At 59.9% G+C, this 4,949-nt stretch carries 3 protein-coding genes; all 3 read left to right on the top strand.

Features of this window, described 5'->3' with window-relative positions:
• The first annotated feature begins 177 nt into the window (after positions 1–177).
• From JHD67_RS20965 to JHD67_RS20955, 3 genes are read left to right on the top strand one after another with little or no spacing between them, the layout of a single operon-like run.
• On the top strand, positions 178–1,941 hold the full coding sequence (locus tag JHD67_RS20965; RefSeq protein ID WP_255557434.1) for a tetratricopeptide repeat protein: 1,764 nt from the start codon (positions 178–180) through the stop codon (positions 1,939–1,941).
• Entirely contained in the window at positions 1,938–3,881 is a 1,944-nt protein-coding gene (locus JHD67_RS20960) for a hypothetical protein (RefSeq protein WP_199101085.1), read from the top strand. The genes JHD67_RS20965 and JHD67_RS20960 overlap by 4 nt, the downstream gene beginning before the upstream one ends.
• 48 nt (positions 3,882–3,929) lie before the next feature.
• Positions 3,930–4,922: a glycosyltransferase gene (locus JHD67_RS20955; protein ID WP_199101084.1), complete on the top strand. Its 993-nt coding sequence runs from the start codon at positions 3,930–3,932 to the stop codon at positions 4,920–4,922.
• Positions 4,923–4,949: the final 27 nt, after the last annotated feature.

Below are 4,949 nucleotides of genomic sequence, written 5' to 3'. Positions count from 1 at the left end.
CCCCCCCCCCCCCCCCCCCCCCCCCCCCCCCCCCCCCCCCCCCCCCCCCCCCCCCCCCCCCCCCCCCCCCCCCCCCCCCCCCCCCCCCCCCCCCCCCCCCCCCCCCCCCCCCCCCCCCCCTTTCCACCCCGAAGACGCAAACCGAGATTCGGTCACGGGTCTCGTGGGCTCGGAGATGTGTATAAGAGACAGCTTCACATCAGCAACGCGCTGCTGCTTGCCTGCCTGTTGGCGAGGCTAGGCCAGTGCTACGTGCGACAAGCGAACGTGAAGGATCGCCGGCCACTCGTTGCCGGCGTGCTCGCCGCCGCCCTGTGGGCGCTGCATCCGCTACTGGCATCGACGACACTGTACATCGTGCAGCGCGAGGCCATGCTATCTACCTTTTTCGTCCTGCTCGGTTTGTTGGCATGGCTGCACGGCCGGCACCTGTGCCGCCAGCAAGCCATCTGGTCGGGCCTGGCTTGGGTCGCACTGGGCCTGGGTGGCTGCACGATCTTAGGCACCCTTAGCAAAGCCAATGGCATTCTGCTTCCAGCGCTTGCGCTGACCATTGAATACGCGCTGCTTCGTCCCACTCAACGACAAGAAGGTGAACCGCCGCGCGCATATCGCCGCCTCATGATCCTGGTGTCCGTATTGCCATCGCTGGGCCTCATCGCCTATCTCGGTTATGAAGGGTGGCGAGGCATGGCGCACGGCATCTCTGCGGTGCGTCCGTGGACGCTGGGGCAGCGACTGCTCACCGAGCCTAGGGTCCTGATCGACTATCTGGCTCAGCTATGGGTACCTCGCCCCTATTCCCGCGGGTTGTTCAATGATCACATCCAGGCCTCGACTTCACTGATAGCGCCCTGGAGCACGCTGCCATCGTTACTTGCGCTACTGGGGCTCGGCGTCGCCGGTTGGCTGATGCGCTGCAGGCATCCTGCACTTGCCGTGGCAATCTTGTTTTATCTGGTGGGCCAGTTGCTGGAGTCGAGCACGATCGCGCTTGAACTGTATTTCGAGCACCGCAACTATTTGCCCGCGATGCTGATGTTTTGGCCGCTGGCACTCTGGCTATGCAGTGTGCAACATCCATCAGCCGAATCTCGCCCGATTAACAAGCCATCGACCGATATACGCCTAGCTAAGGGAATCCTCGCCGGCGCTCTGGTCATAGGCCTGGCCTGCATGACACACGCTGCGGCAGATCTTTGGGGCAACGGCCGCGAACAGGCATTACTGTGGGCGGCCATGAACCCAACATCCCCGCGCGCGCAGGCCAGTGCGGCACAAGTTGAGATGCAAGCGGGACGCCCGGACTTGGCCGCAATACGTCTGACCAGCGCGTTGACCAAAACACCTCAAGACGTCCAGTTGGCGATCAACTTGGTGGCTGCCGAATGCCAGATGGGCGACGTTCCCGCGGAACATCTAGAGGCCGCAAAACAAGCGCTCGCCCACGCACGCGACTCCGGCACCCTGCTTAGCAACTGGTTTGGACGGGCTATCGTCCAATCCCAACACCCCCGCTGCCCGCAACTGAATCTTGCCGGCGTGGACGCCCTGGTAGAGGCAGCACTCTCAAATCCAAGAGCTCAAGATGCGCCCGGCAGACTTCAGGATCTCTACTCCATGAAAGGCCAGATTGCGCTGGCAGACCACGTCCCGGACGAGGCGCTTGCATACTTCAATCGCGCACTGGACCAGCAAGTTCGTGCGACAACCGCCTTCCAACAGGCCGCGTTGCTCGGTAACGACGGCTATCCGAGGCAAGCGTTGGCCCACTTGGCTTATTACGAGAACAAGCGCAATAGCGAATACCGCCCAAACTCGGGCATGCCCGCCCTGCATCAATGGGTGCTAGACCGCCAGCACTACTGGGACCGGGAGCTAGCGCGCCTGCAGGCTACACTGCGCGAAGACGCTGAACGACAGGCTCAAACTCATTCATGAAAACGGCACTTCAATCCGGGCGGTTGGGCTGGTGGCTTTTGCTGGCCTCGCTTTTGGCCGTAATTGTGATCTATGCCCCCGGCCTTCGCGGCGGATATCTGTTCGACGACTACCCCAATATCGTCGATAACCGCGGCGTGCAGCCGGCGGATGCAAGCATTCCTTCACTGGTGCGCGCCGCCCTCTCATCGCCGTCCAGTGAATTCAAGCGCCCACTGGCCTCGCTGACCTTTGCCATCAACTACCTGATCAGCGGCCTCGATCCGTTCAGCATGAAGATGACCAACCTGGTCATCCATCTGTTCAATGGCATCCTTGTATTTCTGCTTGCCCGCTTGACCTTGCGCGTCGTGCGCGAGCGGCGCGGGGAGCCCAAGGAGAACACATTCAGCGCCGACAACGTATTGGCTGCGCTGATCGGCGCTGGGTGGATGCTTCTGCCGATAAACCTCACCGCCGTGCTCTATGTCGTCCAACGCATGGAGAGCTTGGCCAATGTGTTCGTGCTATTGGGATTGCTTGGTTATCTAACCGGGCGAGAGCGGATGCTACAAGCATCCGATACCGGCAATCGGGCAGCGATTCTGAGCGCCCTCAGCCTACTGCTGTGCACTGGCACGGGGCTTTTGGCCAAGGAAACGGCCATCATGCTACCGCTCTATGCAGCGACTGCCGAGTGGGTTCTGTTTGGTTTCCGTCGTAGCGATGGGCGTCTGGACGGCCGAATAATCGCCTTCTACCTCATCACTCTCGTCCTTCCGCTAATTGCTGGACTCGCCTGGCTTCTACCAGGCCTGCTTCAGCCGGGTGCCTGGTCGACGCGGGACTTCACTCTCCAGACCAGACTATTAAGCGAAGCACGCATCGTCTGCGACTACATCGCATGGACGTTGGTGCCCACTCCGCACGCGCTCAGCTTCTATCACGACGACTTCCTGGTTTCGCAAAGCGTGTTTTCTCCCGCATCGACGCTCGCGTGCATCGTCGCGCTCTGTGCATTGATCCTGGTGGCTTGCCTGCTTCGCCGACGTATGCCGCTGGTGAGCCTGGGACTCTTGTGGTTCCTGGGAGCCCATCTACTGACGGCCACCATCCTCCCCCTCGAACTGGTCTACGAGCACCGCAACTATTTCGCAAGTTTTGGCCTCCTGCTGGCCTTGATCCCCGCACTAGCCACCATCCCCAAGAGCCTTGCGCCACTGGTGCTCCCAGGAAAGGTGCTTGTCGCCGGACTGCTGGTGCTATGGGCCGGACAAACGCTGATGACCGCGCTGGCTTGGAGCAGCCCTCTCAGCCTTGCGGAAGAACTAGCCGCCCGAGGCCCTACTTCGCCTCGCGCGCAATACGAACTCGGCCGCACCTACGTCATTCTCTCGAACTACGACCCCAGCTCGCCGTTCACCCGGCTTGCCTATGCACCGCTGGAGCGATCAGCCGCACTACCCAAGTCATCCATCCTCGCCGAGCAGGCGCTGATCTTTATGAACTCGCGCATGCATCTTCCCCTCAAGGACGCGTGGTGGCAGAGCATGATCGGAAAACTCAAGGCTCACCGCCCTGGAGTGCAGGACGAAAGCTCGCTTGATGCTCTTACGCAATGCCAGCAAGAAGGTAAATGCGACCTATCACTACCACACCTCACCGCAGCCTATCTGGCGGCCCTCACGCACGACTATCCCAGTGCACGGCTACTCGCCATGTACAGTAACTATGCATGGAATGCACTTGGTGAACACGAGCTTGGCCTACGCATGATCAACGAGGCTATAGCCGCGGCCCCTCATGAGTCCGCCTACAGGGTCACACGTGTACGAATGCTATTTGCTCTAGGTCGAAATGCCGAAGCCAATATCGGTATTGGTGAACTGGAAACTCAGAATATTGGCGGAAGCTTGAACGACAGCATCACCCGCCTTCAAGCACTCAATTCCAATCACTAGCTGCCCGGCTAGCTTGCCAAGCCCAACAGCGAACATCACCTTCTCGCTATGACGATGCCATTCCAAACGATCCAAAGAAAACGCGTGATCGTGATGGCTCCCACGCTACTCCCCTGGTCGGAGACGTTCATTCGCGAACAAGTGTTGGCAATGCAGCAGTGGCAGCCCATCCTTGTAGGAGAGCGCATCGCCCCCGATGGGCTGCCAATTGATCAACTACCACACCAGGTCTTCTGCCCATCGACGGCGAACATCGTTCGCCGTCTTGCCTATGCCATCAGTTCGCGTCTGGGTTTCACTGATCCAATCAGCTTGCGTGCTTTACGGCGCCTTGATGCATCCATCGTCCACGTGCACTTCGGAACTGCCGCCGTCGACTATTGGCCATTACTTCGCCACCTGCAAATTCCAATAGTGATAACGCTGCATGGTTTTGACATCAACGTACATCGACAATGGTGGGAGGCTGGTCACGGCGGCCCTCGACGACGAAGCTATCCCACGAAGCTACTGCGACTGGCGCATCAACCAGGGGTGTCGTTCATAGCCGTTTCCGAATCGATTCGCGATTGCGCACTCGCATTTGGCATCCCGCCTGAACGAATAGTCGTTCGACATATTGGCGTCAATACAGATGCATTCCGCCCTCTTGTCGCCCGCACAACCGACCGACCACGACGCGCCCTATTCGTTGCGCGACTGGTTGAGAAAAAAGGTGCCAAGTACCTGCTGGAAGCGTTCCAGCGCGTGGCCCCGCACCTGCCAGATGCAGAGCTACTCATCGGCGGTACCGGCCCCGAGGAAGCAGAACTACGAACTCTCGCCGGCCAATCCACGTCTGCCATCAGGTTCTTAGGAAAGCTATCCTCGCAAGAGGTATGCGAACATCTTCGTCACTCGCGAGTGTTTTGCTGCCCAAGTGTGACGGCAAGCAACGGTGATGACCTGCGTACGAACTTTGTGTCCAATCAGGCAGTGAGTTCAGCGGGGATGATATCGGGTTGGGACCAGTTTCGCCGGATGGTGGCCGGCGGCTTATAGCCATGCGAGCTGTGCGGTCGCTGCTCG

The sequence above is a fragment of the Dyella sp. ASV21 genome (assembly GCF_016428975.1).
Classification (GTDB): Bacteria; Pseudomonadota; Gammaproteobacteria; order Xanthomonadales; family Rhodanobacteraceae; genus Dyella.
This window is presented reverse-complemented; position numbering and strand designations above follow the sequence as displayed.